We start from the raw sequence: 25,653 nt of genomic DNA, 5'->3' as shown, positions 1-25,653 counted from the left end.
GAGAGGCAACTGCCGTGCGCATCACCGGAATCAGCACGCACGTGGTCGGCACGCCGTGGCGCAACCTGACCTACGTCCTGGTGCACACCGACGAGGGGCTCACGGGCGTCGGCGAGACCCGGATGCTCGGTCACACCGACGCGCTCCTCGGCTACCTGCGGGAGGCCGAGACCAACCACATCCTCGGATCGGACCCCTTCGCCGTCGAGGATCTGGTGCGCCGGATGAAGTACGGCGACTACGGCCGGGCCGGCGAGATCGTCATGTCCGGCATCGCGGTCGTCGAGATGGCGTGCTGGGACATCAAGGGCAAGGCGCTGGGCGTGCCGGTCTGGCAGCTGCTCGGCGGCAAGGTGACGGACCGGGTCAAGGCGTACGCCAACGGCTGGTACACGACCGAGCGGACCCCGGAGGCCTATCACAAGGCCGCCCGGGAGGTGATGGAGCGCGGGTACCGGGCGCTCAAGATCGACCCCTTCGGCACCGGGCACCTCGAACTCGACCACGAGCAGACCCGGTACGCCGTCTCGCTCATCGAGGCGGTTCGCGACGCCATCGGGCCCGAGGCCGAGCTGATGCTGGAGATGCACGGACGCTTCTCCCCCGCCACCGCCGTCCGGCTGGCGAGGGAACTGGCGCCGTTCCGGCCGGCGTGGCTGGAGGAGCCGGTGCCGCCGGAGAACCTCAAGGCACTGGAGAAGGTGGCGGCCAAGGTCGACGTCCCGGTCGCCACCGGCGAGCGCATCCACGACCGCATCGAGTTCCGCGAGCTGTTCGAGAGCCAGGCCGTGGACATCATCCAGCCCGACGTGGGCCACATCGGAGGCATCTGGGAGACGCGGAAGCTCGCCGCCACCGCCGAGACCCACTACATGCTGGTCGCCCCGCACAACGTGGGCGGTCCCGTGCTGACCGCCGCCTCCCTCCAGGTCGGCTTCACCGCACCGAACTTCAAGATCCTGGAGCACTTCAACGACTTCGCGGACGCGGAGATCAAGAAGGTGGTCAAGGGTGCTCCGCAGGTCGTCGACGGGTACTTCCACCTGTCGGACGCGCCGGGGCTCGGGGTCGAGCTGGACGTCGACGCGGCGGCCGAGTTCCCCCAGCAGCAGGCCCGGTTCGACCTGTGGGCCGAGGGCTGGGAGCAGCGCAGGCCGAGGGGGACCCGGTGAGCTCCCAGATCGTGGTCGAGGCGCCGGGCGTGCACCGGGTCGAGGCCCACACGCCCCGCGAGCCCGGCCCGGGCGAGGCGCTGGTCGCCGTGCACGCGGCCGGCATCTGCGGCAGCGACCGCGAGGTGTACCAGGGCAACCGGCCCGAGGGGTATGTGCGGTACCCGCTCACGCCCGGACACGAGTGGTCCGGCACCGTGCGCGCCGTGGGCCCGGGGGTTCCCGCGTCGCTCGTCGGCCGCAGGACGGTCGGCGAGGGCTTCCGCAACTGCCAGGTCTGCGACCGCTGCCACGCGGGCGAGACCACGCTGTGCACGGCCGGCTACGAGGAGACCGGCTTCACCAGGCCGGGCGCCATGGCCGCCACGCTGACCCTGCCCGCCCGGCTGCTGCACGTCCTGCCGGACGACGCCGACCTCACCGCCGCCGTGCTGCTGGAGCCGGCCGCCTGCGTGGCGGCCGCCGCGCTCAAGGCGGGCGCCCGGCCGGGCGAGCGGGTCGCGGTGGTCGGCACGGGCACGCTGGGGATGTTCGCCGTGCAGTTCCTGAGGGCCCACTCGCCGGCGGAACTGCTGGTGGTGGGCACCCGGGGCGACCGGGAGGCGCTGTCCCGCCGGTTCGGGGCCACCGGCTTCCGGCTCCGGGACCAGGAACTGCCCGGTGACTTCGACGTGGTCATCGAGACCGCCGGGTCCGCGTCCGCCGCGCGGACCGCCGCCTCACTGCTGCGGCGCGGCGGACGGCTGGTGCTGACCGGCATCCCGGCGCCGGGCGCGGACGGGCTCGACCCGACCGACCTCGTCGTACGGCAGCTGGAGGTGCACACCGTCTTCGGGGCGCCGCCGGACGCCTGGGCGCACACCGTGCGGGTGTTCGGCGCCGGGCTGCTGGACCCGCTGCCGCTGGTCACGCACGAACTGCCGCTGACCGAGTTCGCGCGCGCCATCGACCTGGTCGGGGCCGGCGATCCCGAGGTGGGCAAGGTGCTGCTCCGCCCCTGACGGTACGCCGGCCGGGGCGTGACCTGACGGCACCCTGGCCGGCGTACCCCCGGGGCCGTTTTTTCCGCGGCTCCGCCAGGGCCTCCCCGCGCCCCGAGCTGCGAACCTTGTCCGAAATACCGAACACGAAGGACTGCTTGTGACCGACGCTTCCGCTCCGGCAGCCCGCAGGCCCGGCGAGCAGGTGCTCGCCGCTCTCGGCCTCGGCGCGCCCGCCCTCGACCCCGCCGACGCCTCCGCCCACAGCTTCCCGGGCGGTGGCCGCTGGCGCACCGAGATCCCCTCCTGCGAGGGGCCGGAGGCGCTGGCGGCCGTGCTCAAGGAGGCCTCGCGCCTGGACGTGCCGATCCACCGGATCAGCCAGGGCAGCGGCGTGTGGATGCTCACCGACGCCGAGATCACCGAGATGGTCGAGGCCACCGCCGAACGCGGCATCGAACTCTGCCTGTTCACCGGCCCGCGCGGCACCTGGGACATCGGCGGCTCGGTGCGGTCCGACTCGCGGGGGGCCGGACTGCGCGCCCGGGGCCACGACGCCGTCGCCGGCTGCCTCGAAGACGCCGTCCGGGCCACCGAACTGGGCGTCAAGTGCCTGCTGGTCGCCGACGAGGGCGTGCTGTGGACCCTGCACCGGGCCCGCGAGGCAGGCATCGTCCCGGCCGACACCACGCTGAAGGTCTCGGCGCTGATCGGCCCCGTCAACCCGACGTCGTACGCCGTCTACGAACGGCTGGGCGCCGACTCGATCAACGTGCCCAGCGACCTGACGCTGGCTCACCTCACCGAGATCCGCCGGGCGTCCGGCGCCCCCATGGACATGTACATCGAGGCCCCCGACGACCTCGGCGGCTACGTGCGGATGTACGAGGTCGCCGAGCTGATCCGGCGCGGCGCACCGCTCTACCTGAAGTTCGGCCTGTCCAGGGCTCCCGGCATCTACCCGTGGGGCGCCCACCTGCGGGACGTGACCCTGGACACCGCCCGGGAGCGGGTCCGGCGCGGCCGGCTCGCCCTGGACCTGCTCGCCCGGCACGGCGCGGACGGCGGCATGGCGCCGCTCGGCTCCCGGCTGCCGGGGACGCTCCACCGCTTCCCCGCGGAGCGCTCCGCGGGGTGAAGCCCGTGCCCCCTCCGGGCGCCCCGACAGACCTCGCTCACCATCTCAACGCCGAGAAGAACAGGGACCGATCACCATGCGCACTCGTAGCAGCGCACTCGCGGCGACAGCCGTAGCCGCCTCGCTCGCCCTCGCCCTCACCGCCTGCGGCCAGAACAGCGAGGGCGGCAGCAAGGACAAGGGCGGCGACGGCAAGGGCGGCGCGATCGGCATCGCCATGCCGACCAAGTCCTCCGAACGCTGGATCGCCGACGGCAGGAACGTCGAGAAGAACCTCCAGGCCAAGGGCTACAAGACCAAGCTGGTCTACGGCGAGGACAACCCGGAGACCCAGGTCTCGCAGATCGAGAACCTCATCACGCAGGGCGTGAAGGGCCTGGTCGTCGCGGCGATCGACAACAAGTCGCTGAAGAACGTCCTGCAGGAGGCGGCGGACGCGGGCATCCCGGTCATCGCCTACGACCGGCTGATCCTCGGCACCGAGAACGTCGACTACTACGCCTCGTTCGACAACGAGAAGGTCGGCAGGCTGCAGGGCTCGTACATCGTGCACAAGCTCGGCCTGGACAGCGGCAAGAAGGGCCCGTTCAACATCGAGCTGTTCGCCGGCTCCAACGACGACAACAACACCAAGTACTTCTTCGGCGGCGCGATGAGCGTGCTGCAGCCGTACATCGACAGGAAGCAGCTGGTCGTCAGGTCCGGGCAGACCGGGCTCACCCAGGTCGTCACCCTGCGCTGGGACGGCACCACCGCGCAGAAGCGCATGGAGGACATCCTCACCTCGTCGTACAAGAGCGGCCGGGTCGACGCGGTCCTCTCGCCCTACGACGGCATCTCCATCGGCATCCTGTCCGCCCTGAAGTCGGACGGCTACGGCTCCGGCGGCAAGGCGCTGCCCGTCGTCACCGGCCAGGACGCCGAGCTGGCCTCGGTGAAGTCGATCATCTCCGGCCAGCAGACGCAGACCGTCTACAAGGACACCCGGCAGCTCGCCAAGGTCGCGGCCACCATGGTCGACGACGTCCTGAAGGGCAAGAAGCCGCAGGTCAACGACAGCAAGACCTACGACAACGGCAGCAAGGTCGTGCCCGCCTACCTGCTCCAGCCGGTCAGCGTCGACAAGTCCAACTACCGCAAGGTCCTGGTCGACGGCGGCTACTACACCGAGTCCGAGCTGAAGTAACCCGCCCTGTTCCCTACGGATTGGAAGGCACGACCATGGCGGGACCCGTCCTGGAAATGCGCTCGATCGTCAAGACCTTTCCCGGTGTCAGGGCGCTGTCGGACGTCACCCTGACCGTCCGGCGCGGCGAGGTCCACGCCATCTGCGGGGAGAACGGCGCCGGCAAGTCCACCCTGATGAAGGTGCTCTCCGGCGTCCACCCGCACGGCGGCTACGAGGGGGACATCCTCTTCGAGGGGGAGGTCTGCCGGTTCAGGGACATCCGCGCGAGCGAGCAGCGCGGCATCGTCATCATCCACCAGGAACTGGCCCTGGTGCCGCACCTGTCCATCGCGGAGAACCTCTTCCTCGGCAACGAGCACGCCACCCGCGGCCTCATCGACTGGCGCGAGACCCTGCGCCACGCCACCGAGCTGCTGCGCCGCGTCGGTCTGCACGACCACCCCGAGACCCGCGTCGCCGACATCGGCGTGGGCAAGCAGCAGCTGGTGGAGATCGCCAAGGCACTGTCCAAGCAGGTGAGGCTGCTGATCCTGGACGAGCCGACGGCGGCCCTGAACGACGAGGACAGCGGCAAGCTCCTCGACCTGATCCTGGAGCTGAAGGACCAGGGCATCACCTCGATCATCATCTCCCACAAGCTCAACGAGATCCGCAAGGTCGCCGACTCGGTGACGATCATCCGGGACGGCCGGTCCATCGAGACCCTGGACGTGAAGGCGCCGGAGACCACCGAGGAGCGGATCATCGCCGGCATGGTCGGCCGCGACCTCGACCACCGGTTCCCCGAACGCACCCCGCACCACCCGGAGGAGGGCGCGGCACCGGCCTTGGAGATCCGCGGCTGGACCGTGCACCACCCCGTCGACCAGCAGCGCAGGGTCGTCGACGACGTGTCGCTGCACGTACGCCGGGGGGAGATCGTCGGCATCGCGGGCCTGATGGGCGCCGGCCGCACCGAACTCGCGATGAGCGTCTTCGGCCGCTCCTACGGCCGGTACGCGGCCGGCACGGTCCTCAAGGACGGCGCGGAGATCCGGACGAGGACGGTCGCGGAGGCGGTCCGGCACGGCATCGCCTACGTCACCGAGGACCGCAAGCACTACGGCCTCAACCTCATCGACACCGTCAACCGGAACGTCTCGCTGACCGCGCTGGACAAGGTCGCCAAGCGGGGTGTGGTGGACGAGCACGAGGAACGGCAGGTCGCCGAGGGCTTCCGGAAGTCCATGAACATCAAGGCGCCGACCGTGTTCGAGCCGGTGGGCAAGCTGTCGGGCGGCAACCAGCAGAAGGTCGTCCTGAGCAAGTGGATCTTCGCCGGTCCCGACGTGCTGATCCTCGACGAGCCGACCCGCGGCATCGACGTCGGCGCCAAGTACGAGATCTACACGGTCATCGACCAGCTCGCCGCCCAGGGCAAGGCGGTCGTCTTCATCTCCTCCGAGCTGCCCGAACTGCTCGGCATGTGCGACCGCATCTACACGATGGCCGCCGGGCGGCTGACGGGTGAGGTGCCGCGGGCCGAGGCCACGCAGGAAGTGCTGATGCGCCGTATGACGAAGGACACGAGGGACGAAGAGGTAACGCCATGAGCACGGATGTGACCGCCAAGACCCCGGCACCGGCTCCGCCGGGCCGGAGCGGACCGGCCCAGGGCCTGCTCCAGGCGGTGCTCGACGGCCTGCGCCGCAACATGCGCCAGTACGGCATGCTGATCGCGCTCGGCCTGATCGTGGTCCTGTTCGCGATCTGGACCGACGGGGACCTGCTGCTCCCGCGCAACGTCTCCAACCTGGTGCTGCAGAACAGCTACATCCTGATCCTGGCGATCGGCATGATGCTGGTCATCATCGCCGGGCACATCGACCTGTCGGTCGGCTCGCTCACGGCGTTCGTCGGCGCCTTCGCGGCCGTACTGACCGTGCAGCACGGGGCGTCCTGGCCCGTCGCGCTGGTGCTGTGCCTGCTGGTGGGCGCCGTGGCCGGCTCGGTCCAGGGCTTCCTGATCGCGTATCTCGGCATACCGTCCTTCATCGTCACGCTCGCCGGGATGCTGCTCTTCCGCGGCCTGACGGAGATCCTGCTCGAGGGCCAGACCCTCGGGCCGTTCCCCGACGGCCTGCAGAAGCTCGGCAACGGCTTCCTGCCCGAGACCGGCCCGGACACCGACTACCACAACCTCACGCTGCTGCTCGGGCTCGTCCTGATCGCGGCCGTGGTGTGGCAGGAGCTCCGGGACCGCCGCCGCCAGCAGGAGTTCTCCCTGGACGTCGTGCCGACCCGGTTCTTCCTGCTCAAGCTGACGGCCCTGGCCGCCGCGATCCTCGTCCTCACCCTGCTGCTCGCCAGCTACAAGGGCGCCCCGATCGTGCTGATCATCCTCGGCGCGCTGGTCGTCGGCTACGGCTACGTGATGCGCAACGCCGTCTTCGGCCGGCACATCTACGCGATCGGCGGCAACCTGCCGGCGGCCAAGCTGTCCGGCGTGAAGGACAAGAAGGTCACCTTCCTCGTCTTCCTGAACATGGGCGTGCTCGCGGCCCTGGCGGGTCTGGTGGTCGCCGCCCGGCTGAACGCGGCCTCGCCGAAGGCGGGCGTCAACTTCGAACTCGAAGCGATCGCCTCGTCGTTCATCGGCGGCGCCTCCATGAGCGGCGGTGTCGGCACCGTCCTCGGCGCCATCATCGGCGGTCTCGTCCTCGGCGTGCTGAACAACGGCATGAACCTCCTGAGCGTCGGCACCGACTGGCAGCAGGTCATCAAGGGCCTGGCCCTGCTGGTGGCGGTCGGGTTCGACGTGTGGAACAAGCGCAAGTCCGGTTCGTAAGTCAGCCGGGTCCCGCCGCATGACCGGCGGGGCCCCTCCTACGCGCAGGAGCCGCAGATGGAACTGAACAGACGTACGGTCATCGCCGGAGCAGCGGCGGCGGGCATCGCCGCCACCACCCTCGGGGGCACCGCGCAGGCGGCCCCGGGCCACAAGCCGGTGCGGGAACCCTTCGGCAGACTCGCGGACGGCACCAAGGTGTACCGCTGGTCGCTGGAGAACGGCGGCACCCGGATGAAGGTGCTGTCGTACGGCGGCGTCGTGCAGCGCCTGGAGGTCCCGGACCGGCACGGCCGGTACGCCAACGTGTCCCTGGGCTTCGGCGACATCGGCGACTACGTGGCGGGCAGCCCGTACTTCGGCGCCCTGATCGGCCGCTACGGCAACCGCATCGGCAAGGGCCGGTTCACCCTCGACGGCACGTCGTACCAGCTGTCCGTCAACGACGGCGAGAACAGCCTGCACGGCGGCGCCCAGGGGTTCGACAAGCGCGTGTGGGACGTCGAGCCGTTCACCAGGGGCGCCGACGTCGGCCTGCACCTGCACCGCACCAGCCTCGACGGCGAGATGGGCTACCCGGGCACGCTCCGGACCAGGGTGACGTACACGCTCACCCGGCGCGGCGAATGGCGCATCGACTACGAGGCCACCACCGACCGGGCGACCGTCGTCAACCTCACCAGCCACGTCTACTGGAACCTGGCCGGCGAGGGCAGCGGCACGATCGAGGACCACGAACTCACGATCGCCGCCGCCCGGTACACCCCCACCGACGCGGGTCTGATCCCGACCGGTGAGCTGGCGGGGGTCGCGGGCACGCCGTTCGACTTCCGCCGCGCCAAGCCCGTCGGCCGGGACCTGCGGGCCGGCCACGAGCAGCAGGTGCCGGCCAAGGGCTACGACCACAACTGGGTGCTGGACAAGGGCGTCACGGCCCGGCCCGAGCACGTCGCGACCCTGCGCGACCCGCGCTCCGGCCGCACCCTGAGGATCGCCACCGACCAGCCGGGGCTGCAGTTCTACTCCGGCAACTTCCTCGACGGGACGCTCACCGGCACCGGCGGCCGCACCTACCGTCAGGGCGACGCGCTGTGCCTGGAGACGCAGCACTTCCCGGACTCGCCGAACCAGGCCGGCTTCCCGTCGACCGTGCTCCGGCCGGGGCAGACGTACCGGTCCACGACGCTGCACACCTTCGGGGCGTGACGTGACACGGGTGGCGTGAAGCGGCTCACACGGCACGTGAGTTGAACGCCACTGCCGTCCCCTCCGTATTCAGGGGCGGCCCGTGCTCCCCCGCACGGGCCGCCTTTCGACGGAGGTTCCCTTGCCTGACAACGTCACCTCGTTGTTCCGCAACACCGCCGCGCACAGCCCTTCGATGGCGGCGCTGGCGCGGGAGAGCGACGGGTCGGGCCCGGTGGACTTCTGCATCCCGTGCAACCCCTACTTCCCCACCCCCGCCATGTTCGAGGACATGGCGGTCCGGCTGCGCGAGATCATCACCTACTACCCGAGCGGCGCCGACACCATCACCGCGGAGCTGTGCAGTCTGCTCCGGCTCCCCCCGCAGTGCGTGGCGATGGGCAACGGGTCGACGGAGCTGATCACCTGGATCGACCACCTCCTCGTCCGCGACTCGCTGGCCGTCCCGGTGCCCACCTTCGGCCGCTGGACCGACCAGCCGATGGAGACCGGCAAGCGGGTCGACATGTTCCCGCTCCAGGAGGCGAACGGCTTCGCCCTGGACCTGGCCCAGTACGCCGAGTTCATCCGGGCCCGGGGCACCCGGGTCGCGGTGATCTGCAACCCGAACAACCCCGACGGCGGCTATCTGCGCAAGCAGCAGGTGGTGCAGTTCATGGACGCGATGGCGGACCTGGACCTGGTGGTGGTCGACGAGTCCTTCCTGGAGTTCGCCGACGCCGAGGCCGAGCCGAGCGTCGTCCAGGAGGCGATGCTGCGCCCCAACGTGGTCGTCCTGCGCAGCCTCGGCAAGAACTTCGGGCTGCACGGCATACGCTTCGGCTACCTGGTCGCCAACCCGGCGCTGGCCGGCAGGATCCGCTCGATGCTGCCCAAGTGGAACCTCAACTCCTTCGCCGAGCACGTGGTGTTCATGCTGAAGGAACACGGGGCGGAGTACGCGCAGAGCCTCCAGCAGGTGCGCCGCGACCGCCTGGAGATGGCCAGCCATCTCTCCGCACTTCCCGGCCTCACCGTCTACCCCTCACAGGGCAACTTCCTGTTCGTGCGCCTTCCCGTCGGCGCGGAGGGCACGGTGGTGCGGGACCGGATGCTCACCGAGCACCGGATCCTGGTCCGTGAGTGCGGCAACAAGATCGGTTCGTCCAGCCGCTTCCTGAGACTCGTGGTGCGCCCCCAGGTCGACGTGCGTCGCCTGGTGTCCGGCCTGGAGCAGGTGCTCTACGGGTCCAGGAGGGGAGCCGCCGTACCCGAGCTGGGCACCGGGACCAGCTACAGCTCGGGTACGGCGGCCGTGGACCGGCTGGTCAGCGAGACCAACGGGGCAGGCATGCGGCTTGCCGCGGCTGCCGCCGCCCCTTCCCCGGCCGTCGGCACCGGCATGCCGCTCCCCACCGCCGCAGCGCCGACCGGCGGCGGCATGCCGATGCCGGCGGCAGCCCAGCCGGCGCCCGCTTCCGCCCCCGCGCCGGTGCAGATGCCGGCGCCGGTGCAGATGCCGGCGCCGGTGCAGACGCCCGCACCGGCGCCGTTCCAGCAGCCGATGGCGCCGGCCGCCGCGGCCCAGCTCCCGGCGTCCGCGCCGGTGCCCGCGCCCACACCTGTACCGGCCCCTGTCCCTGCGCCGGTGCCCGCGCCCGTGCCCACACCTGTACCGGCCCCCGTGCCGACGCCGGTGCCCCCGGCGGCGGTCGCGCCGACCCCGCCCGGCGTCCCGGCCCGCGGCGGCCTCACCGCGGCCCAGGTGCGCGGCATGACGGCCCCGGCCACCCCGGCACCCCCGACGGGCCTGGCCCCGGCTCCGGCGACGGGCTGGCCCAACGCCCAGAGCTGGCCGAACGCGGCGGGTATGGGACAGACGGGTTAGCGGACCGGGCCCGGGGACCGGCACGGGCCCGGGGCGAGCGGGCTACTGGTGCGGGCACTCCTTCCACGCCAGGTGGTACACCGTGCTGATGTCCCCGTCCGTCGAGTCCATCGTCATGAAGCTGACCTTGCCCGGGTTCGCGCTGCCCGCGTTCACCCGCAGCTCGGTGTTGATGTTGAAGTTGCGCAGGGCTCCGCAGGGCGCCCAGACCAGCTGGGCCCAGTCGGTGCTGTCGGTGGCCTGCCAGTCGTCGTTGTAGGCACCACTGAAGGGGTGGGTCCTCGGCACGGTGCTCGACGAGCCCTGGAAGTAGTACGACGCCTTCTGCGTGGCGGTCGCGCCCGGCTGCAGCGAGAGGAAGCCCCGGTAGTCCGCGCTGGCGACGGCGTAGGTGAAGCCCTGGGGCACATGGACCACCAGGTTGAGCTGGCAGTTCTTGCGGAAGGCCGTGGGATCGGAGTTGCCGCCCGCCTGGGCGAGGTAGCTGCTGTACGTCACCGTGAAGGCCGTGTTGTCCGGCGACACGGCCACGGCGGCCGTGCCCGCCGGGCAGCCCGAGCCGTTCACCGTCGCCACGTCGATGACGATCTTGTCCGGCGGCGGGTTGTCGACCACGGGGGACGAGGCCTGGGCGGGTAGCGCGGTGGTGAGAAGAGCGGCTACGGCGCCGCTCAGAAGGAGTCCGCCTGCCATGGTTTCTCCAGGTTGTCGGGTGGGGGGTGGACCCGCCCCTCCCGCCCGCCGGACGTGCGCACCGCCGAGGTCCGGAGAAACTGTGTGCCGTCTGTGAACAAGGAGGGGAGGCGTGGGTAGCGTAGGAACCCCCGCCCGGCCCCGGGAGCGTCAACTCCGGCCATTCACATCAGGGTTTTCACGTCCGACGCGGCGCCCTCACGGGTTCTCCCAGGCCGCCGGTTCCGCCGCGAGCGCCTGGACCGGCTCGGGCAGCGCGTCCGCCGCGAGGTCGGCGAAGGTGACGCCCTCCAGGATCCGGCGCACATTGGCGCGCAGGGCGATCCACAGGGGCAGCAGGGGCTGGGCCCGGCCGGTGTAGGCGAGTCCGGTCGGGCGTTCGCCGCGCACCGAGACGATCGGGCCGTCGACCGCGCGGATCACGTCCGCGACCGTGATCGCCGCCGCGTCCCTGGCCAGCCGGTATCCGCCGCCCCCGCCGCGCCGGCTCTCGACGACTTCCGCGCGTCGCAGGTCCCCCAGGATCCCTTCGAGGAACTTGTGGGGGATGTCCTGTACGGCGGCGATTTCCTCCGCCTTCACCGGGCCGTTACCCTGCCGTACGGCCAGCTCCAGTACCGCCCGTACCGCGTAATCCGCCCGTGCCGAGATCCTCATGGGTCCATTGTGAGGCGTCCGCGCGTGGAGAATGGCCGGACCCGCGCCCCGTAAGATCGCCCGGGAGGATCCACCTTGGCGCTCAGCAGACGTACCTTCAGTGCCCTGGCCGGCTCGGCCGCGCTCGGACTCGCCCTGGGCGGCAGCGGCGGCCCCGGGGCGCCCTCGGCGTACGCGGCGCGCAGTGTGCCGACCGGCCCGGCGCCCGCGCCGCCGAGCGCGGACGGCCGACGGCACATCGTCGGGTACGACCGCTACTCCCTGCTCGTCGACGGCAGGCGGCTGGCCGTGTGGTCCGGTGAGCTGCACCCCTTCCGGCTGCCGAGCCCGTCCCTGTGGCGGGACGTGCTGCAGAAGATGCGCGCCCACGGCTACAACACCGTCAGCATCTACGTGGCCTGGAACTACCACTCCCCCGCGCCGGGCCGGTACGACTTCACCGGCGTCCGGGATCTGGACCTGTTCCTGCGCACGGCCGCCGAGACCGGCCTGTACGTCATCCTGCGGCCCGGCCCGTACATCAACGCCGAGGTCGACGGCGGCGGCTTCCCCGGCTGGCTCACGGCGACGAAGGGCACGGCGCGCACCGACGACCCGGCGTACCTGTCGCACGTGGACGAGTGGCTGACCCAGGTCGACCGGATCGCGCGCAGGCACCTGTTCACGCAGGGCACCGGCACGGTGCTGCTGTACCAGATCGAGAACGAGTACGACTCCCACGTCACCGAGGCCACCGGCCGCGCCTACATGTCCCACCTGTACAAGAAGGTGCGGGCGGACGGGATCGACGTCCCGCTGTTCCACAACGACAAGGGGCGCAACGGCCACTGGACACCCGGCTCGTTCGACACCGGCGGCGAGCGGGGCGGCTGGCTGTACGGGTTCGACGGGTACCCGTCGCCGTACCGGACGCCGCCCGACTGGGGGCGCTTCGGGTCCGGCGGGACGACGGGCGGGGCCACCGCCTCGCCGTCCACGCCCGGGTTCGTGCCCGAGTTCGGGGGCGGCTGGTTCGACCCGTGGGGCGGGGCCTACTTCGACGGCAAGGGGTACGCCGAGTCGCGGCGCACCCGGGACGCCGCCTACGAACGCCGCTTCCACCTGACGAACCTCGCCAACGGTCTCACCCTGCACAACGTGTACATGACCTTCGGCGGGACGTCGTGGGGCTGGCTGCCCGCGCCGGTCGTCTACACGTCGTACGACTACGGCGCCGCCATCGACGAGGCCCGGAACGTCACCGACAAGATCGCGCCGATGCACCAGCTCGGGCATCTGCTCCAGCGGGTGCCCGACTTCGCCAAGCTGGACCGGGCGGCCGAGGTGAAGGCCAAGGGGCTGAAGGTCTACCACCTGGCCAACCCGGACACCGGCGCCCACGTGTACGTCGCCCGCAACGACGGCACGGACGCCGTCACCACCGACCTGCCGACCGACGCCGGCGACCTGCGGATCACCGTGCCCGGCAAGGACGCCAAGCTGCTGGCCACCGGGCTGTCGCTGGGCGGGCGGACCCTGAAGTACTGCACCGCCCAGCCGGTGTTCTGCCTGACGGCGGGCCGCACGGACATCGCCCTGTTCGCCGGGCGGCCCGACGACATGGCCGAGCTGGTGCTGAGCTGTCCGGCCGAGCCCGCCGTCCAGCGGCTGGACCCGGAGGCCGGCTGGGGCTTCGACGGCCGCGACCTGCACGTGAACGCGCCGCTCGGCAAGGGCGGGCTGACCCGCGTACTGGTGGAGAAGGGCGGGAGCGACACCCCGCTGGTGCTGCTCTTCGCCGACGACGCCACCTCGGTCCGCCTGTTCCCGTACGACACGCCCTCCGGCACCCTGCTGGTGTACGGGCCCAAGCTGCTGCGCCACGTCGAGCTGCGGGGCTCCGAGATCCACCTGACCGGTGACGTCACCGACGCGACGAGCCTGGAGGTGTGGGCCCCGCGCGGGCTCGACACGCTGGTGTGGAACGGACGCGCCCTGCACACCCGGGTGACCCTCTCCGGCAGCCTCATGACCACCGACCTGCTGCCCGAGGTCCCCGAGGTGGTGCTGCCCGAGCTGAGCGGCTGGCGGACGCGGACGGAGAACCCGGAGGCGGGGCCCAACTTCGACGACTCGTCGTGGCAGGTGGCCGGCAGGACGTCCTCGTTCAGCACGACGCCGGTGCCGGACGGGCAGCCGGTGCTCTTCGCCGACGACTACGGCTTCCACTACGGCGACGTCTGGTACCGGGGCGCCTTCACCGACTCCCGTGGCCTGGAGGAGATCTCGCTCGCCTACAGCACCGGCACGCAGGGGATGCTGATGGCGTGGCTCGACGGTGAACCGCTCGGCACGCACCGGATGCCCGTGCCGGACAAGACCACCACCGTACGCAAGGGCACCTGGACGGACACGGCCGTCCTCCCGGTGCGCGAGCGGCTGCGCTCCCCCGGCCGGCACGTGCTGTCGGTGCTCGTCCGGCGCATGCAGCACGACCAGGACGGCAAGGCGCTCGACACCCACAAGGCGGCACGCGGTCTGACGGCCGCCGCCTTCAGGGGGGCGGCCCCGAAGGTGACGTGGCGCATCCAGGGCGAGGGCGCTCCCGACCCCGTACGCGGGCCGATGAACAACGGCGGCCTGTACGGGGAGCGGCAGGGCTGGCACCTGCCCGGCTTCCGGGACCACGACTGGGAGGAGGCGTCCTTCCCGCGCGCCGACCGGCGCCAGGGCGTCACCTGGTACCGGACCGCCTTCCGGCTGTCGGTGCCGGCCGACGTCGACGCCTCGGTGGGGCTGACCCTGGAGGACGACCCGTACCGCGCCTACCGCGCCCAGATCTTCCTCAACGGCTGGAACCTGGGCCAGTACATCAACAACGTGGGGCCGCAGCACACCTTCGTGCTGCCGAACGGCATCCTGCGCACACGGGGCGCCAACACGCTCGCGCTGGCGGTCCTTTCGGAGTTCACGACGCTGTCGGGCCCTGGGGCGGTACGCCTGACGCTGCTCGGCAGGGCTAGCGGCGGTGTACCGGTCACACCGGTCTGACCGCCCCCTCCGGGGCGGCGGCCCGTGCGGTCACCCCTCCGTCGCCGTATCCCCTGACGCGCACCCGTCCCGGCGCGTACGCTCGGACCGCCGCACACGGGCGGCGGGGAAGGGAGACCGATGGGCTTCGGGGACGCGCGGGACCGGGCGGCACGCCTGTCCGCGCGGCTGCGGCGCCCCCGCCCCGGATCGGCGATGCGCTCCCTGGCCGGCGACCTCGCCGCCGCCGTCCAAGCCCGTCCTGAACGACCGTCTGGTGTACGGGAGTTGAGCAGGGCGCTGTGCGAGGAGATGTCCGCGCTGCGCGGCGGCCGGCCGGTCGAACTGCGCTTCGAGCGGTTCCCCGACGAGATAGAGGTCACCGGACTCTGGGTGGAGTTCGCCGACTTCGACCTGGTCATCGTGGAGGAACGGGCCGAGGAGGTTCAGCAACTGGTCATCCTCGGCCATGAGTTGTGGCATCTGCACGCCGGACACCGGCATCACCACCTGGCCGGGTCCGCGGCGGCCCGCGCGCTCGCCGAGGCACCCGGCTGGCGGGACATGGCGCTCACCGTGGCCGCCCGCAACGGCTCCCGCGAGGCCGACGAGGCGGAGGCCGACGACTTCGGGCACCGCCTGGCCACCCTGTTCCGTGCCCAGGTGACCGGCACCGGCGACGCCCAGCCCGGCGCCGTGCAACGCGCCCTCGGCTACCGGGGGCGGGGAGGAGCCGCGCGGTGATGCGACTGGCCCTCGACCCGTCCGCGCTCCTCGACCGGTTCTACATCTCCTTCTGGGTGCCCGCCGCGCTGCTCACCGTCGCCCTGGTGATCAAACTGCCCACGATCATCCGGCTGTGGCGGGACCCGCAACTGCGCGCCCTCGGCGGGCTGCTGCTGCTCTGCTGCGCGGTCTTCGTGTTCTGCTCGCCGTCCACGATCGCCCGGACCAACCGGCTGACGGGCGTGCCCAACATCGCGGCGCCCTGGTGCTACTCGCTCATCACCGCGATGTCCGGGTCCTGCCTGCTGCTGATCATCACCTGGCGCGCCGGCCCGTCCGGCCGCTCCGCGGCCACCCGGCGGGCGCTGCGGCGGGTGGCCTCGGTGTACTGCATGGTGATCGCCGCGCTGTGGGTGCTGTTCCTGCTGGCCGACGCGCCCGTGGAACGCGTCCGGGACCTCGACACCTACTACGCCGCGACCCCGTTCATGCGCGAGGAGATCCTGCTCTACCTCGCCGCCCACGGGGTGGCCGGCCTGATCACCTCACGGCTCATCCTGAACTGGATCCGCACCGACGGCCTGGACGCCTGGCTGCGCTGGGGGCTGCGGCTGCTCGGCGCCGGGGAGGCGCTGAACCTGCTCTTCAACGCGGCCAAGCTGACCGCCGTCCTCGCGCGCTGGTGCGGGCGGGACCTGGACTGGCTGAGCACGAATCTCGCCCCGCCGGTCGCCTCGCTGGCCGCCATCCTGGTGGCGGCCGGCTTCATCCTCCCGCACGCCGGCCAGTACCTGCGCGACCGCTGGCGGATCCGGCTCGCCCACCGCGAACTGGGGCCGCTGTACCGGCTGATGCGGAACGCGAGCGGCGAAGGCGTCCCGTTCGCGCTCCGGGCGACGCCCGAGCTGCGGCTGACCCGGCGCGAGACGTTCATCCGGGACGCGCTGCTGCCGCTGGCCCGGCACGTCGACCCGGATCTCGGGCGGCGCGCCTACGACGCCGCGCTCGCGGTGGGGCATCCGCCCGAGTGGGCGCGGGCGCTGGCGGGGGCGGTGGGCGTCCTGGACGCGGTCGAGAACCGGGCCGCCGCCGTCGCCCGGGCGGGCGTGCCGGCGGCCGACGCGGCCGGGCTCCTCCGGGAGATCGGGCCGATCTCCCGCGCCCTGCGCCATCCCGGGACGGTCGCCGGCGTTCGCGCCCGCGCGGAGGCGAAGGCGGACAGCACCGCGGGGGTGGTCTAACCGGCCACTCACCCGCGGGCCGGTGGGGGCCGGTCGCGCAGTTCCCCGCGCCCCTGAGCAACGCCGGTCACTCGCCCGCAGGCCCGTGGGGGCCGGTCGCGCAGTTCCCCGCGCCCCTGAGCAACGCCGGTCACTCGCCCGCGGGCCCGTGGTGGCTGGTCGCGCAGTTCCCCGCGCCCCTTGCGGGGTCCCGGTGCGCCGCCGCCTGCAGGCCGGGGCCGAACGGCCACCACCGCTGCGGGCAGTCGTGCCGCTGGGGCGGCACGGGTGGGCGCTGGGGGTGCCCCCTCCGGGGGAGGCACCCCGCACACGCGGGCCTCCTCCCCCGCGCCCGACGCGCGTCGGTCAGCCTGTGAAGGGTGGTTGGGCTAGGCCCTGGCCCGCGGTCGGCAGGACGAGGAGGGAACCGGACAGGGGGTGGGGGCGCGTGAGCCCGACCCGGGCCGTCGTGACGTACAGGTCCGTCAGCGCGGCGCCGCCGAACGCACAGGCCGTCACCCGCCGCGCAGGCAACTCGATCACCCGGTCCAGCTCACCGGACGGCGTGTACCGCCGCACCGCTCCCCCGTCCCACAGCGCCACCCACACACACCCGTCCGCGTCCACGGTCAGGCCGTCCGGATACCCCGCGCCGTCCTCGATCACCGCCAGCGGACGCCGTCCGCGCACATCCTCACCGTCGCAGTCGAAGACGTCGACCCGGCGCGTCGGGGTGTCCACGTAGTACACCAGGCGGCCGTCCGGACTCCACCCGGTGCCGTTGCTGACCGTGACGTCGGGCAGCACCGTCCGCACCGCCCCGTCCCCGGCCACCCGGGACAGCGTGCCGCCGCCCGCCGCCTCGTCGTAGCGCATCGTGCCCGCCCACAGTGACCCGTCGGGCGCCACCGCCGCGTCGTTCGCGCGGCGGCCCGGTACCGGTTCGCGGTGCAGCCAGCGGAAGGCGCCGTCCGGGTCCAGCAGACCGACCCCGTCCCGGAGGTTGAGGACCAGGCCGCCGCCCGCCCGGGGCTTGGCCGCACCGACGTGCTGCTCCGTCGTCCGCACCGCACGACGGCCCGTAGAGGGGTCGTAGGAGTGGACGCGCATGCCCAGGACGTCGACCCAGAGCAGCCGCCCGGACGCCGGGTCCCAGGTCGGGCCCTCGCCCAGCGTCGCCCCGGCCGCCACCGCGACCTCGTACGCCGTCACGCCGCGCCCCGGTGGCCCAGCCGCTCCGACAGCTCGGCGGCGCCCTTCACCGCGAGCTGCTCCAGCTCGCCCCGGCGCTCGTCGCTCCAGCGGATCATGGGGACGGAGATGGACAGCGCGGCGACGACCTGGCCGGTGCGGTCGCGGACCGGCGCGGCCACGCAGGAGACGTCCGGGTTGGACTCGCGGCTCTCGACCGCGATGCCGCGCTGCCGGATCTCCGCCAGGGCCGAGCGCAGCGTGGCGGGCTCGGTGATGCTGTTCGGGGTCATCGCGGTCAGCTCCGCCCCGTCCGGGACACGCTCGGTCAGCTCCTGCTCCGGCAGGGAGGCCAGCAGCATCTTGCCGACGGAGGTGCAGTGGGCGGGCAGCCGGCGGCCGGCCGCCGAGACCATGCGCACGGCGTGCGTGGAGTCGACCTTGGCGATGTAGATGACGTCGGTGCCCTCGAGGATGGCCACGTGGACGGTCTCGTCGCAGGTCTCGGCGACCGAGCGGGCGACCTGCTGGCCCTCGGCGGCGAGGTCGAGCTGCTCGGCGTAGCGGCTGCCGAGCTGGTACGGACGTACGCCCAGCCGGTACCGTCCGGGCTGTCCCGGCACCTGCACGATGTACGAGCGTGCGGCGAGCGTGGTGACCAGTTCGTGCACGGTGGTGCGCGGCAGTTGCAGCCTGCGCACGATGTCGGGGGCGGAGAGCGTCCCGTCCCCGTCGAGGAACAGCTCAAGAATGTCGAGAGCCCGGGTCACGGCAGGCACGAGGCGTCCCACGTCCGGCCCCCTCCCTTGCGTCTAGGAGTCTGTGTTCGAGATTTCAACAGACGATCGGCATGGCGAACACAGGCTAGTCATGGGGAACCTCCCCGGGCAATGGCCGGGCGGGGACGGGCACCATGAGGACATGGCACTCGACTTCCAGCTGGTGCTCCTGCGCCGCATGGCCGACCACAATCCGGACCTGGTGGAGGACGCGCGGCGCCGGCTGGGCGCGTCGGTCGCGGACATGCGGGAGGCGAACAGGCGCTGGCAGGCGATGGTCCGCTCGCCCCGGTCCCGGCCGGCCGCCGCCCGGTACCGCTGCGTCCTCGGCGAGCCGGAGTCGGTGCTCCCCCGGCGCCTCGGCGACGTCGACTGCGAGGCCCGCCGCTGGGCCCTGCCCCTCTGGCCCGGCCTGCGCTTCGAGGTGCTGGTCTCCCCCGACGGCGCGGTGTGGAACGAGTGGCTGGTCCGCGCTCCCGGCGCCCCGGTGCCCAGGCTCGAGTCCCTGGACGACCTCGTCCCCTGGTCCTGCACGGTGGACGAGGCCGCCCGCGCCTTCGCACCGGCCCGCCCCCTGGAGGGCACCGCGCCGACGCGGTGGGGCCTCGCCTTCGTCGCGCCGGACCGGGACGGCGTACGGCACGAGACGGTCGCCGAGTTCACCTGGGGCCTGCTGCAGCGGACGGCGGTCGTCGCCTGACGCCCGGGGCCGGGCCCCTTCTCAGCCGGTGAAGCCCGTCGCCCTGGTCCGCTTCTCCCAGGCGGTGACCTCGTCGCGGACCTGGTCGAGGTGGGCCAGCACCGCGCTCACCCCGTCGTCGCCGAGCGGCAGCCGCAGCGGGGTGCGCTCCGCCTCCAGCGCGGCCAGGATCACGGCCGCCGCCCGGGCCGGGTCGCCGGGCTGGCTGCCGTCGCCGCCGGCCACGGCACCACGGGTCCCGCCGACCTTCGCGTACACCCCGCTGTCCGGGCTGAGCCCGGCCCGGCCGGTGCCGAACAGCGAGGTCCGGAACGCGCCCGGCTCCACGATCAGCACCTTGATCCCGAACTCGGCCACCTCGTCCGCGAGCGCCTCGGAGATGCCCTCCAGCGCGAACTTGGTGCCGCTGTACGCCCCGAAGCCCGCGAAGGACAGCTGCCCGCCCATGCTGCTCATCTGGACGATCGCGCCCGAGCGCCGCTCCCGCATGTGCGGCAGCACCGCTCGCACCAGGGCCGTCGGGCCGAACACATGCAGGTCGAACAGGTCCCGCAGCTCCTGGTCCGTGGTCTCCTCCACCGCTCCGACGTGGGTGCGGCCCGCGTTGTTGACCAGGACGTCGATCCGGCCGTGCCGGGCCAGCACGTCCCGTACCGCCGTGTCGATCGCGGCCGTGTCGACCACGTCCAGCCGCAGCGCCTCCACCTGGTCGGGGTGGGCGGCCACCAGGTCGTCCAGGGCCTCCGGGCGCCGGGCCGCGCCGATCACCACGTCACCGGCGGCGACCGCCGCCTCGGTGATCGCCCGCCCGAAACCGCTGCTCGCCCCGGTAACCAGCCATACCTTGTTCACTGCAACTCCCCGTAATCCGTCGTCGTGGCTCATCGTCCTCGACCAGCCTCTCGCCGAACTCCGTTGCCCGTCCAAGATCTTCGGTGATAACCAACGGCCATGACCCCTGACGTCCACGCACGGGACCTCCGCTACTTCACCGCGGTCGCCGAGGAACTGCACTTCACCCGGGCCGCCCAGCGGCTGTACGTGTCCCAGCCCGCGCTGAGCAAGCAGATCCGGTCGCTGGAGCGGCGGTTGGCGACCGAGCTGTTCCGGCGGGACCGGCACCGGGTGTCGTTGACGGCGGCCGGGGAGGCGCTGCTGCCGCACGCCCGCAGGGTGCTGGCCGCACTGGAGGACGGCGTGGCCGCCGTGGAGGCGGCCAAGGCCGCGCAGCGCAGCACGCTCGTGGTGGGCATGAGCACCAGTCCGGGCCGGGGCGGGCTGCTGCCCGCCGTCCGCTCCCGCTTCACCGCGGCACACCCCGGCGTCACTGTCAGGCTGCGCCAGATGAGCTGGGACGATCCGACGGCGGGGCTGGCGGACGGCGCCACGGACATCGCCTTCGTCTGGCTGCCGCTGCCCGACGAGGAGCGCTACGCCTGGACCGTCGTCGCCGAGGAACCGCGCCTGCTGGCGCTGCCGGTGACGCATCCGCTGGCCGCCCGCACCGAGATCGGCTTCGCGGAGCTGCTGGACGAACCGTTCCTGGCCCTGCCGGTGTCCGCGGGCGTGCTGCGCGACCACTGGCTGGCCGTCGACGCGCGGGCGGGCCGGCCGCCCCGGATCGGCGCGGAGATCGCCGGGGCGGAGGAGACGTACGAGGCCCTGGTCGCGGGCCTCGGCGTCTGTCTGGTCGCCGTCGGCAACGCCCCGCTGATCAGCCTGGGCGGCGTCACCACCCGCCCGGTGCGGGGCATCGGCCCCAGCCGCTACGCGCTGGCCTGGCGCCGGGAGGACGGGGGACGGCCCCTGGTGCGGGCCTACGCCGAGGCGTGCCGGGAGACGGTCAGCCGGTGACGTCCCCGGCCGCCGCGAGGATGGCCTCGGTCACCCGGGGCAGGGAGTCGGGGTGCAGCGACAGGAACAGGTTCGGCTCGACCAGTTCCAGCTCCATCAGGCGGGGCTCGCCGTCCTCCCCGTCGACCAGGTCCACCCGCGCGTACAGCAGCCCCGGAGCGCCGGGCACGGCGGCCAGCGCCTGCTCCGCCAGCGCGAGTTCGGCGTCCGTCGGCTGCCAGCGCTCCAGGTCGGGGTGAGGCACCTTGTCGGCGTCGTAGGGGGTGCCGGGGGTGAGGACGGCGCCCTTGCGGCTGGCGTGCAGCAGCCGGCCGCCGAAGAACTGCAGCGCCCGCTCCCCGCTGACGTCGATGCCCCGCACGTACGGCTGGACCATCGCGGTGAAGCCCTCCGCGTGCATCCGCGCGAGCTGCCGTACCGCCGTGTCGTGCTCGGCGGGCGAGTAGCGGGCGGCGAACCGGGCGCCCGCTCCCGAGGTCGGCTTGACCACGTAGTCGTGGCCGGTGGGCAGGCGGGCCGGCTCGCCGGGGGCTATGTAGCGCGTGGGGACGGTGGGCACGCCGGCCTCCGCGAGCTCGCCCAGGTACCGCTTGTCGGTGTTCCAGCGCACCACCGGGGCCGGATTGGCGAGCCGGGTCAGCGCGCCGGCCCGCTCGACCCACTGGCCGAACTCCTCGGTGCGCCAGCTGTAGTCCCAGGTGGAGCGGATGACGACGAGGTCGTAGCCGCCCCAGTCGGCCCGCGGGTCGTCCCAGTGCCGGGCCTCGGCCTCGGCGCCCGCGTCCCTGAGCGCCCGCACCAGCACCGGCAGGTCGGTGTCGCGCCAGGGCTCGGCGCCGGGGTCGTAGGTCGCGAGGGCGATGCGGGGCACGGCGGACTCCCTGTCGTACGACGGTTCGATCTCCGGCGAGGTTAACAACCGGCGCGGCCACCGCGGGATCCGGTAGGAAGGCGTCATGTCGATCGGGGGAACCGACGCGTACGGCGGGGCCGGCGGCCTCCCGCCGCTCGTCCGGCAGGCCGTGCTCGCCGCCCGGGCGCACGGCTTCGCGGCCTCGTGCCGTCCCGAGCAGGGACGCCTGCTGCGCGTGCTGGCCGGCGGGGCCCGCGCCCGCATCGGGGAGACCGGGACCGGGCTCGGGGTGGGGCTGGCGTGGCTGGTCTCGGGGGCCGCCCCGGGTGTACGGCTGTACAGCGTGGAGCGGGACCCCGGGCGGGCGCGGGCCGCCGCCGCGGTCTTCGCCGGGCGGCCCGGGGTGACCGTCCTCGGCGGCGACTGGCGGCGGATCGCCGAGCACGGTCCCTACGATCTGCTCGTCCTCGACGGCGGCGGGCAGGGCAAGGCGCCCGGGGACGAACCCGCCGACGTGGAGCGGCTGCTCACGCCGGGCGGGACGGTGGTCGTGGACGACTTCACCCCGGCCACCGGCTGGCCGCCGCTGCACGGGGGCGAGCCCGACCGGGCCCGGCTGCACTGGCTGGAGCACCCCGCGCTGCGGGCGACCGAACTGCGGCTCGCGCCCGGCCTGTGCACGGTCGTGGGCACGAGGCTCCTGGTGTAGGAAGGGTGTTGTCGTCCCCGACGGCCGGCCCGGTCCGGCAGCAAGGAGTGCGCCGCGTGTCCTCCCTCTTCCCCGCCCTGACGGACGGCCCGGGCGACCGGGTCGCCCTGCGGTTCGGCGAACGGTCGTTGACGTACGGCGGCCTCGCGGGCGCCGCCGGTGCGCTGGCCGCCCGGCTGCGGGGCGCCGGCCGGGTCGCGGTGTGGGCCACGACGGAACTGGAGACCGCCGTCGCCGTGACGGGCTCGCTGCTCGCCGGGGTGGCGGCCGTGCCGCTGAACCCCAGGTCGGGCGAGAAGGAGCTGGCGCACATCCTCTCCGACAGCGCGCCGGCTCTCGTGCTCGCCGCGCCCGGCACACAACTGCCCCCAATACTCGACGGGTTGGAGCGGCTGGACGTGGACGCCTCCGCCGTCGGCGCCGTCCCCGAGGAGCGGGCCGCCGACGGCGACCCGGCACTGGTCGTCTACACCTCCGGCACCACCGGGCCGCCCAAGGGCGCGGTGCTGCCGCGGCGGGCACTCGCCGCGACCCTGGACGCGCTCGCCGTCGCCTGGCGGTGGACCGGCGACGACGTGCTGGTGCACGGGCTGCCGCTGTTCCATGTGCACGGTCTCGTGCTCGGCGTGCTCGGGCCGCTGCGGCGCGGCGGCTCGGTGCGGCACCTGGGGCGGTTCAGCCCGCGGGGCGTGGCGCGGGAGCTGAACGCCGGGGCCACGATGCTGTTCGGGGTGCCGACGATGTACCACCGCATCGCCGAGGCCCTGCCCGGGGACCCGGAGCTGGCCGGGGCGCTCGCGGGGGCGCGCCTGCTGGTCTCGGGGTCGGCCGCGCTGCCGGTGCACGATCACGAGCGGATCCGCGCGGCCACCGGTCGGCGGGTGATCGAACGGTACGGCATGACCGAGACGTTGATGAACACGAGTGTGCGGGCCGACGGCGAGGCCCGGGCGGGGACGGTCGGGGTGCCGCTGCCGGGCGTGGAGCTGCGGCTGGTGGAGGAGGACGGCACGGAGATCGCCGGGTACGACGGGGAGAGCGTCGGCGAGATCCAGGTGCGCGGCCCGAACCTGTTCACCGGGTACCTGAACCGGCCGGACGCGACCGCGGCCGCGTTCACGCGGGACGGCTGGTTCCGCACCGGGGACATGGCCGTGCGCGAGCCGGACGGATACGTCCGCATCGTCGGGCGGAAGGCCACCGACCTGATCAAGAGCGGCGGCTACAAGATCGGTGCGGGCGAGATCGAGAACGCGCTGCTGGAGCACCCGGGCGTACGGGAGGCGGCGGTCACCGGGGAGCCGGACGCGGACCTGGGCGAGCGGATCGTGGCCTGGATCGTCCCGGCGGACCCGCAGGCGCCCCCCGCCGACGCGGAGCTGGCGGACCACGTTGCCCGGCGGCTGGCCCCGCACAAGCGGCCGCGGGTCGTCCGGCACCTGGACGCGCTGCCCCGCAACGACATGGGGAAGATCATGAAGCGGGCGCTGGCCGATGGCTGAGCGCCGCTCGGCGCGGGAGGTCCTGGCCCTCGTCACGGACGCCGGGAGCTTCACGGACATCCCCTGCGTCATACGGGAGCCGGAGCCGGACGGTCCGCTCGGCTGGCAGGGCTACGACGCCTCGCGCGCCCGGGCCGCCGAGCGCACCGGCGAGGAGGAGTCGGTCGTCTGCGGCACCGGCCGCGTCGAAGGCGTCCCGGCCGTGCTGATCGCCTTCGAGTTCGGCTTCCTCGGCGGCTCGCTGGGCGGGCGAACCGGCGACCGGCTGGAGGCGGCGTACGCGTACGCCCGGGAACACCGGCTGCCCGTGGTGCCGTTGATCGCCACGGGCGGCAGCCGGATGCAGGAGGGGATGCTCGCGCTGACCCAGCTGCAGCGGGTGGCCCGCCAGTCGGCGCTCACCCGGGAGGCCGGACTGGCGCAGATCGCGGTACTGCGGGACCCGACGACGGGCGGCGGCTGGGCCACGCTCGGCGCGGGCGCGGACGTCGTACTGGCCCTGCCCGGCGCCCAGGTGGGCTTCGCGGGCTCGCGGGTGAGGCCGCCGGACGCCGACCCGGCCGCGTACACGGCGCAGGCGCAGCTGGCGGCGGGGGCGGCGGACGCGGTGGTGGCGCCGGCGGAGCTGAAGGGGGTGCTGGGGGCGTGGCTGCGGCTGCTGTCGCGCGGGACGGCGGGACGGCGGCCCGCCGAGCCCGCCCCCGTCCCCGCCGCCCTCGGGGAGGCCGCGCTGCCCGCCACCGGCTGGGAGGCCGTGCGGCGCGCCCGCTCCCCGGAACGTCCGCGTGCCGGGGCCTACCTGGACGCCTACTTCACGCACCGGGCCGGCATCGGCGGTGACCGCTGCGGCGGCAGGGACGACGACGGGATGCTCTGCGGGTTCGGCGAGCGGGACGGCCGCACCGTGGCCTACGCCGCCCAGACGGGCAGCGCGACGCGGCCCGCCGGGTACCGGACGGCGGCCCGGCTGATCCGGCTGGCGGACCGGCTCGGCATCGCGGTGCTGACGCTCGTGGACACCCCGGGCGCCGCGAACGACGCGGAGGCGGAGCGGCAGGGCGCGGGTGCGGCGATCGCCGAGGTCTTCGCCGCGGTGGCCGGGGCCCGGGTGCCGGTCACCACGCTCGTCGTCGGCGAGGGCGGCTCCGGCGGTGCGCTCGCGCTGGCGGCGCCCGGCAACACCTGGGTCACGCCGGACGGCTACTTCTCGGTGATCGCCCCGGAACTCGCGGCGGCCATCCTCAAACGCCCGCCCGAGGAGGTGGAGGCGACGGCCGGGCAGCTGCGTATCCGGCCGCAGGACCTGGTGGAGCTGGGGGTGGTCCGGGGCATCGCAGAGCACACGGACCACGCGGTCCACGCGGACCGCCCCGGGACGTAG

The 25,653-nt window shown here is 73.2% G+C and carries 22 protein-coding genes; 16 read left to right on the top strand and 6 right to left on the bottom strand.

Annotated elements, in window-relative coordinates:
- The first annotated feature begins 14 nt into the window (after positions 1–14).
- From IE177_RS06900 to IE177_RS06865, 8 genes are all read left to right on the top strand, one after another.
- Complete coding sequence (locus tag IE177_RS06900; RefSeq protein ID WP_190013843.1) at positions 15–1,172, top strand: mandelate racemase/muconate lactonizing enzyme family protein; 1,158 nt, start codon at positions 15–17, stop codon at positions 1,170–1,172.
- On the top strand, positions 1,169–2,173 hold the full coding sequence (locus IE177_RS06895) for a zinc-dependent alcohol dehydrogenase (protein ID WP_190013842.1): 1,005 nt from the start codon (positions 1,169–1,171) through the stop codon (positions 2,171–2,173). The genes IE177_RS06900 and IE177_RS06895 overlap by 4 nt, the downstream gene beginning before the upstream one ends.
- Positions 2,174–2,312: 139 nt before the next feature.
- On the top strand, positions 2,313–3,290 hold the full coding sequence (locus tag IE177_RS06890) for a hypothetical protein (RefSeq protein ID WP_190013841.1): 978 nt from the start codon (positions 2,313–2,315) through the stop codon (positions 3,288–3,290).
- A gap of 76 nt (positions 3,291–3,366) precedes the next feature.
- Positions 3,367–4,476, top strand: a complete 1,110-nt coding sequence (gene chvE / locus IE177_RS06885; protein WP_190013840.1) for a multiple monosaccharide ABC transporter substrate-binding protein — start codon at positions 3,367–3,369, stop codon at positions 4,474–4,476.
- A 35-nt stretch (positions 4,477–4,511) separates the two neighbouring features.
- Entirely contained in the window at positions 4,512–6,071 is a 1,560-nt protein-coding gene (gene mmsA, locus IE177_RS06880) for a multiple monosaccharide ABC transporter ATP-binding protein (protein WP_190013839.1), read from the top strand.
- The gene (gene mmsB / locus IE177_RS06875) at positions 6,068–7,306 is read left to right on the top strand and encodes a multiple monosaccharide ABC transporter permease (RefSeq protein ID WP_190013838.1); all 1,239 of its coding nucleotides are present in this window, start codon (positions 6,068–6,070) and stop codon (positions 7,304–7,306) included. Before mmsA ends, mmsB begins: the two co-directional genes overlap by 4 nt.
- A gap of 57 nt (positions 7,307–7,363) precedes the next feature.
- Entirely contained in the window at positions 7,364–8,512 is a 1,149-nt protein-coding gene (locus tag IE177_RS06870) for an aldose epimerase family protein (RefSeq protein WP_190013837.1), read from the top strand.
- Between the two features lie 121 nt (positions 8,513–8,633).
- On the top strand, positions 8,634–10,379 hold the full coding sequence (locus IE177_RS06865) for a pyridoxal phosphate-dependent aminotransferase (protein ID WP_190013836.1): 1,746 nt from the start codon (positions 8,634–8,636) through the stop codon (positions 10,377–10,379).
- Between the two features lie 42 nt (positions 10,380–10,421).
- On the opposite strand, the gene IE177_RS06860 is transcribed toward IE177_RS06865, so the two are convergent.
- A complete protein-coding gene (locus IE177_RS06860; RefSeq protein ID WP_190013835.1) occupies positions 10,422–11,072 on the bottom strand; it encodes a DUF4360 domain-containing protein in 651 nt (216 codons plus the stop codon).
- A gap of 198 nt (positions 11,073–11,270) precedes the next feature.
- Positions 11,271–11,729, bottom strand: coding sequence for an RrF2 family transcriptional regulator (locus tag IE177_RS06855; protein ID WP_190013834.1), 459 nt, complete (start codon positions 11,727–11,729; stop codon positions 11,271–11,273).
- A gap of 75 nt (positions 11,730–11,804) precedes the next feature.
- On the opposite strand from IE177_RS06855, the gene IE177_RS06850 reads away from it, so the two are divergent.
- The 3 genes from IE177_RS06850 (at position 11,805) to IE177_RS06840 (ending at position 16,705) form a co-directional block, all read left to right on the top strand.
- Positions 11,805–14,759, top strand: coding sequence for a glycoside hydrolase family 35 protein (locus tag IE177_RS06850; RefSeq protein WP_190013833.1), 2,955 nt, complete (start codon positions 11,805–11,807; stop codon positions 14,757–14,759).
- 120 nt (positions 14,760–14,879) lie between these two features.
- The gene (locus IE177_RS06845) at positions 14,880–15,482 is read left to right on the top strand and encodes a toxin-antitoxin system, toxin component family protein (protein ID WP_190013832.1); all 603 of its coding nucleotides are present in this window, start codon (positions 14,880–14,882) and stop codon (positions 15,480–15,482) included.
- Positions 15,482–16,705, top strand: coding sequence for an MAB_1171c family putative transporter (locus tag IE177_RS06840; protein WP_190013831.1), 1,224 nt, complete (start codon positions 15,482–15,484; stop codon positions 16,703–16,705). Before IE177_RS06845 ends, IE177_RS06840 begins: the two co-directional genes overlap by 1 nt.
- A 345-nt stretch (positions 16,706–17,050) precedes the next feature.
- Here IE177_RS06840 and IE177_RS06835 read toward each other — a convergent pair whose 3' ends face one another.
- Together IE177_RS06835 and IE177_RS06830 are read right to left on the bottom strand one after the other, a co-directional pair.
- Positions 17,051–17,896, bottom strand: a complete 846-nt coding sequence (locus tag IE177_RS06835; RefSeq protein ID WP_190013830.1) for an SMP-30/gluconolactonase/LRE family protein — start codon at positions 17,894–17,896, stop codon at positions 17,051–17,053.
- Complete coding sequence (locus IE177_RS06830; protein WP_190013829.1) at positions 17,893–18,666, bottom strand: IclR family transcriptional regulator; 774 nt, start codon at positions 18,664–18,666, stop codon at positions 17,893–17,895. The genes IE177_RS06835 and IE177_RS06830 overlap by 4 nt, the downstream gene beginning before the upstream one ends.
- A gap of 130 nt (positions 18,667–18,796) precedes the next feature.
- Here IE177_RS06830 and IE177_RS06825 point away from each other — a divergent pair, with 130 nt between their 5' ends.
- Complete coding sequence (locus tag IE177_RS06825) at positions 18,797–19,354, top strand: hypothetical protein (protein ID WP_190013828.1); 558 nt, start codon at positions 18,797–18,799, stop codon at positions 19,352–19,354.
- A 21-nt stretch (positions 19,355–19,375) separates the two neighbouring features.
- Here the strand turns inward: IE177_RS06825 and IE177_RS06820 are convergent, their stop codons facing one another.
- Positions 19,376–20,206 (bottom strand): oxidoreductase, encoded by an 831-nt coding sequence (locus IE177_RS06820; RefSeq protein WP_190013827.1) that lies wholly within the window; start codon positions 20,204–20,206, stop codon positions 19,376–19,378.
- A 99-nt stretch (positions 20,207–20,305) separates the two neighbouring features.
- On the opposite strand from IE177_RS06820, the gene IE177_RS06815 reads away from it, so the two are divergent.
- Entirely contained in the window at positions 20,306–21,208 is a 903-nt protein-coding gene (locus IE177_RS06815; RefSeq protein WP_190013826.1) for a LysR family transcriptional regulator, read from the top strand.
- Here the strand turns inward: IE177_RS06815 and IE177_RS06810 are convergent.
- Complete coding sequence (locus tag IE177_RS06810; RefSeq protein ID WP_190013825.1) at positions 21,198–22,079, bottom strand: ATP-grasp domain-containing protein; 882 nt, start codon at positions 22,077–22,079, stop codon at positions 21,198–21,200. The two genes, IE177_RS06815 and IE177_RS06810, sit on opposite strands and share 11 nt — an antisense overlap.
- An 85-nt stretch (positions 22,080–22,164) precedes the next feature.
- Between IE177_RS06810 and IE177_RS06805 the strand changes: the two genes are divergently transcribed.
- The 3 genes from IE177_RS06805 to IE177_RS06795 are packed head-to-tail and all read left to right on the top strand — an operon-like array spanning position 22,165 to position 25,653.
- Entirely contained in the window at positions 22,165–22,770 is a 606-nt protein-coding gene (locus tag IE177_RS06805; RefSeq protein WP_190013824.1) for an O-methyltransferase, read from the top strand.
- Between the two features lie 56 nt (positions 22,771–22,826).
- Positions 22,827–24,272, top strand: coding sequence for an acyl-CoA synthetase (locus IE177_RS06800; protein WP_190013823.1), 1,446 nt, complete (start codon positions 22,827–22,829; stop codon positions 24,270–24,272).
- Positions 24,265–25,653: a carboxyl transferase domain-containing protein gene (locus tag IE177_RS06795; protein ID WP_190013822.1), complete on the top strand. Its 1,389-nt coding sequence runs from the start codon at positions 24,265–24,267 to the stop codon at positions 25,651–25,653. Before IE177_RS06800 ends, IE177_RS06795 begins: the two co-directional genes overlap by 8 nt.

Source organism: Streptomyces lucensis JCM 4490 (assembly GCF_014650035.1).
Classification (GTDB): Bacteria; Actinomycetota; Actinomycetes; order Streptomycetales; family Streptomycetaceae; genus Streptomyces; species Streptomyces lucensis.
This window is presented reverse-complemented; position numbering and strand designations above follow the sequence as displayed.

What these genes read in the sequence shown, in the direction of transcription:
- chvE (WP_190013840.1), top strand. Translation starts at nt 3,367, where the DNA reads ATGCGCACTCGTAGCAGCGCACTCGCGGCGACAGCCGTAGCCGCCTCG.
- mmsA (WP_190013839.1), top strand. Translation starts at nt 4,512, where the DNA reads ATGGCGGGACCCGTCCTGGAAATGCGCTCGATCGTCAAGACCTTTCCC.
- mmsB (WP_190013838.1), top strand. Translation starts at nt 6,068, where the DNA reads ATGAGCACGGATGTGACCGCCAAGACCCCGGCACCGGCTCCGCCGGGC.
- IE177_RS06870 (WP_190013837.1), top strand. Translation starts at nt 7,364, where the DNA reads ATGGAACTGAACAGACGTACGGTCATCGCCGGAGCAGCGGCGGCGGGC.
- IE177_RS06860 (WP_190013835.1), bottom strand. Translation starts at nt 11,072, where the DNA reads ATGGCAGGCGGACTCCTTCTGAGCGGCGCCGTAGCCGCTCTTCTCACC.
- IE177_RS06855 (WP_190013834.1), bottom strand. Translation starts at nt 11,729, where the DNA reads ATGAGGATCTCGGCACGGGCGGATTACGCGGTACGGGCGGTACTGGAG.
- IE177_RS06845 (WP_190013832.1), top strand. Translation starts at nt 14,880, where the DNA reads ATGGGCTTCGGGGACGCGCGGGACCGGGCGGCACGCCTGTCCGCGCGG.
- IE177_RS06840 (WP_190013831.1), top strand. Translation starts at nt 15,482, where the DNA reads ATGCGACTGGCCCTCGACCCGTCCGCGCTCCTCGACCGGTTCTACATC.
- IE177_RS06825 (WP_190013828.1), top strand. Translation starts at nt 18,797, where the DNA reads ATGGCACTCGACTTCCAGCTGGTGCTCCTGCGCCGCATGGCCGACCAC.
- IE177_RS06815 (WP_190013826.1), top strand. Translation starts at nt 20,306, where the DNA reads ATGACCCCTGACGTCCACGCACGGGACCTCCGCTACTTCACCGCGGTC.
- IE177_RS06805 (WP_190013824.1), top strand. Translation starts at nt 22,165, where the DNA reads ATGTCGATCGGGGGAACCGACGCGTACGGCGGGGCCGGCGGCCTCCCG.
- IE177_RS06795 (WP_190013822.1), top strand. Translation starts at nt 24,265, where the DNA reads ATGGCTGAGCGCCGCTCGGCGCGGGAGGTCCTGGCCCTCGTCACGGAC.